Origin of the sequence: Streptomyces sp. NPDC060209 (assembly GCF_042728155.1) — a bacterium.
In the GTDB taxonomy this organism is placed as follows: domain Bacteria; phylum Actinomycetota; class Actinomycetes; order Streptomycetales; family Streptomycetaceae; genus Streptomyces.
Genome location: NZ_JBHWZS010000499.1, coordinates 1 through 3,526 on the forward strand (window position 1 = coordinate 1; position 3,526 = coordinate 3,526).

The following is a 3,526-nucleotide window of genomic DNA, read 5'->3' on the forward strand; positions in this document are numbered from 1 at the left end:
GATGTGCAGTTAGTGTCATAGTGTGGCTGCTTCCCAACGTGCGCGACCCCGGGTGCCCGCGCCGCCTCCGCTGTGCCCGGGTGCACGACAGTGGCGCGACGGGTGGGACAGATTGTTCCTAAGATTGTTGACAAAAGCGTTGACGTTAAATCCCGGGTTCCTTAACGTCATCGGCACACTCGGGTCCGCTGCGATCGAGCCGCGCCGACCCGCCCCTGCCGAAGCTCCTTGAGGGACAGAGCTGTCCCGGACGAGAGGAATACCCCGATGTCCTCCCCATCTCCCGCTACCGGTGTGCGCAGCAGCCGGCTCGCCCTGTTGGCCGTCGGCCTGTGCTGGCTGGTCGTCCTCTTCGACGGCCTCGACATGTTCATCTACGGCTCCGTCCTGCCGCACATGCTGGAGACCAAGGCGCTCGGCATCGATCCGGGCAAGGCCGGCGACATCGGCTCGTACGCCACCTTCGGCATGCTGATCGGCGCCCTGTCCTCCGGCACCATCAGCGACTGGGCGGGCCGCAAGAAGACGATCGTCGTCTCCACCGCCGTCTTCTCGCTGGCCTCCGCCATCTGCGCCGTGGCCGGCAGCCTCGGAGTCTTCAGCCTCGGCCGCTTCCTGGCAGGGCTCGGCCTCGGAGGTCTCCTGCCGAGCGCCATCACCCTGGTCAGCGAGTACGCCCCACGCGGACGCGGCGCGCTGATAGTCGGCTCCCTGATGACCGCCCACCAGGCCGGCGGCATCGTGGCAGGCTTCGTGGCGCTGTGGACCGGCGACTGGCGTGTGTCCTTCTGGATCTGTGTGATCCCGCTCTTCATCGGCGTCCCGCTTGCCATCAAGTTCCTGCCCGAGTCGCTGACGTTCCTGCAGGCCAAGGGGCGGAACGAAGAGGCCCTGGCACTCGCCGACCGCTACGGCGTCGAGGCACCCGCCCCCGCCCGCGAGGGGAAGCGCCCGGACACGACCGAGCGCTGGAGCGCGCTCGCCGCTCTGTTCCGAGGCGGCCTGTGGGTGCAGACCCTGTTCTTCTGGCTGGCGTCCTTCGGCGGACTCCTGCTGGTCTACGGCGTCTCCCAGTGGCTGCCCTCGATGATGCGCGCCGCCGGCTACGACCTCGGCTCCTCGCTCGGCTTCGTCATCGTCATCAACCTCGGCGGCATCGTCGGGATGCTCGTCGGCGGCAAGCTCACCGACCGGTTCGGCGGCGCGCGCATCGGCGCGATCTGGTTCGGGGCCACCGCCATAGGCGTCTACACGCTCAGCGTCCACATGCCGCTGGCCGTCACCTACGTCGTCGTCTTCCTGACCGGCCTCTTCCTCTTCAGCGCCCAGGCGATGATCTACGCCACGGTGGCCGCCCGCTCGGACGACGACAACCGCGCCACCGCGGTCGGCTGGACCTCCGGTATGGGCCGCTTCGGCGCGGTCTTCGGCCCTTGGGTGGGCGGCCAGCTCCTCGCCACCGGCTCGACCACCACGGGCTTCACCGTCTTCGCGGCCGCGGGCGTCTTCTCTCTGATCTTCATCGGTCTGACCGGTCTGCCGTCGGTGAAGGGCACCACGGACAGGGACGCCGCACGCCCGGTCTCCGCGGCGGGCTGAGGGGGCGGGGCCGTCAGTCCGGACCCGCGAAGACAGGGACAGGTACTGAGTTCAGTACCTGCCCCTGTTCCCGTTTCCTGATCTGCTGCGCCGTCGGTCGGCTCCGCCGCGGCCGTCTCCGACCGGACACGGGCGCCCCGTCACCCTCCGGCCCTACGGCCGCAGGCCCGAGACGGCCTCCGAAGACGCAGGAAGGGCCTGACCCTCAGAGAGGATCAGGCCCTTGACCTGGTGTTTCAGCTGTCGGGGTGGCGGGATTTGAACCCACGACCTCTTCGTCCCGAACGAAGCGCGCTGCCAAGCTGCGCTACACCCCGATGTCCACCGATTGTCCCGGCGACATCGATTACTTTAGCCCACCCGCGCCCGGAGGCGAAATCCGGTTTTTGTGCCCGGGCGGGAGTTTCAGTCGCGGGGGGTCAGCGTCAGCAGGGTCGCTTCGGGCGGGCAGGCGAAGCGGACCGGGGTGTAGCGGTTCGTTCCGCAGCCCGCCGAGACGTGGAGGTAGGAACGTCGTTCGCCCACCGTGTGGCCGGAGAGGCCCTTCACCCGGTCCGTGTCCAGGTCGCAGTTGGTGACCAGGGCGCCGTAGAAGGGGATGCAGAGCTGCCCGCCGTGGGTGTGGCCGGCCAGGATCAGGGGGTAGCCGTCCGCCGTGAAGGCGTCCAGGGAGCGCAGGTACGGGGCGTGGACGACGCCGATCGAGAGATCCGCGCCGGTCTCGGGGCCGCCGGCGACCTCGGCGTAACGGTCCCGCTTGATGTGGGGGTCGTCCAGGCCGGTGAAGGCGATCTCGAGTCCGTCGGCCTTGATCCGCCCCCGGGTGTTGGAGAGGTTCAGCCAGCCGGCCTCGTCGAAGGCGTCCCGCATCGGCTCCCACGGGTTGTGGACGACGTCGACCGCCGGTGCGTTTCCGTTGAGTCCGTGCTTGCCCTGCGTCTTCTCCAGGAGATAGCGGACCGGGTTACGGAGCTTCGGGCCGTAGTAGTCGTTGGAACCGAATACGTAGACCCCGGGGAACTCCATCAGCGGGCCGAGCGCGTCGAGCAGCTCCGGCACTGCCTCCGGGTCGGAGAGGTTGTCGCCGGTGTTCACGACGAAGTCCGGTCGCAGGCCTGCCAGGGACTGCAGCCAGGCGCGCTTCTTGCGCTGGCCGCTCACCATGTGGATGTCGGAGACCTGGAGCACCCGCAACGGGCGTGCCCCGTGCGGGAGTACGGGAATCGTGATCCGGCGGAGGCGGAACGAGCGTGCCTCGAATCCGGCCGCGTACACGAGGCCGGCGGCACCGACCGCTGCGCCGACTGCCGTGACTTTCAGGGGTACTCCGTAGCGTGCGCGCATGGGCCCATCGTCGCAGAAACGGTGCGGTGGGACGAAAACAGGCGGGCGGCAGGTGCCCCGTACCTGTCACAATCGCCGTATGACCACGCTCAAGTCCAAGCTCAAGGAAGACCTCACCACGGCCATGAAGGCGCGTGACGAGCTCACCTCGTCCACCCTCCGGCTCACCCTGACCGCGATCACCAAGGAAGAGGTCAGCGGCAAGACGTCGCGCGAGCTCTCCGACGACGAGGTCCAGAAGGTGATCGCCAAGGAGGCGAAGAAGCGCCGCGAGGCGGCCGAGGCCTTCGCGCAGGGCGGCCGGACGGAGCAGGCCGAGCGCGAGAGGGTGGAGGGCGAGCTGCTCGACGCGTACCTGCCCAAGCAGCTCTCCGACGACGAGCTGGACGTGATCGTCGGGCAGGCCGTCCAGGAGGCGAAGAGCGCGGGTGCCGAGGGGCCGCGGGCCATGGGCGCCGTCATGAAGATCGTCAACCCGAAGGTGGCCGGGCTCGCCGACGGCGGCCGCGTCGCCGCCGCGGTGAAGAAGCTGCTGGCTGGCTGAGAGGCCCATCGATGAAGGAGGGGCGCCCCGGTCCGGGGC

The 3,526-nt window shown here is 69.0% G+C and carries 3 protein-coding genes and 1 tRNA gene; 2 read left to right on the forward strand and 2 right to left on the reverse strand.

Annotation, left to right across the window (positions count from 1 at the left end):
• Positions 1 to 267 precede the first annotated feature (267 nt).
• Complete coding sequence (locus ACFWFI_RS41755; RefSeq protein WP_387401040.1) at positions 268 to 1,599, forward strand: MFS transporter; 1,332 nt, start codon at positions 268 to 270, stop codon at positions 1,597 to 1,599.
• A gap of 243 nt (positions 1,600 to 1,842) precedes the next feature.
• Here the strand turns inward: ACFWFI_RS41755 and ACFWFI_RS41760 are convergent.
• A tRNA-Pro gene (locus tag ACFWFI_RS41760) sits at positions 1,843 to 1,916 on the reverse strand.
• 88 nt (positions 1,917 to 2,004) lie between these two features.
• Positions 2,005 to 2,943 carry a metallophosphoesterase gene (locus ACFWFI_RS41765; protein ID WP_387401042.1) on the reverse strand — a complete coding sequence of 313 codons (939 nt, stop codon included), beginning with the start codon at positions 2,941 to 2,943 and terminating at the stop codon, positions 2,005 to 2,007.
• A 79-nt stretch (positions 2,944 to 3,022) separates the two neighbouring features.
• Here ACFWFI_RS41765 and ACFWFI_RS41770 point away from each other — a divergent pair, with 79 nt between their 5' ends.
• On the forward strand, positions 3,023 to 3,487 hold the full coding sequence (locus ACFWFI_RS41770; protein ID WP_387401044.1) for a GatB/YqeY domain-containing protein: 465 nt from the start codon (positions 3,023 to 3,025) through the stop codon (positions 3,485 to 3,487).
• Positions 3,488 to 3,526: the final 39 nt, after the last annotated feature.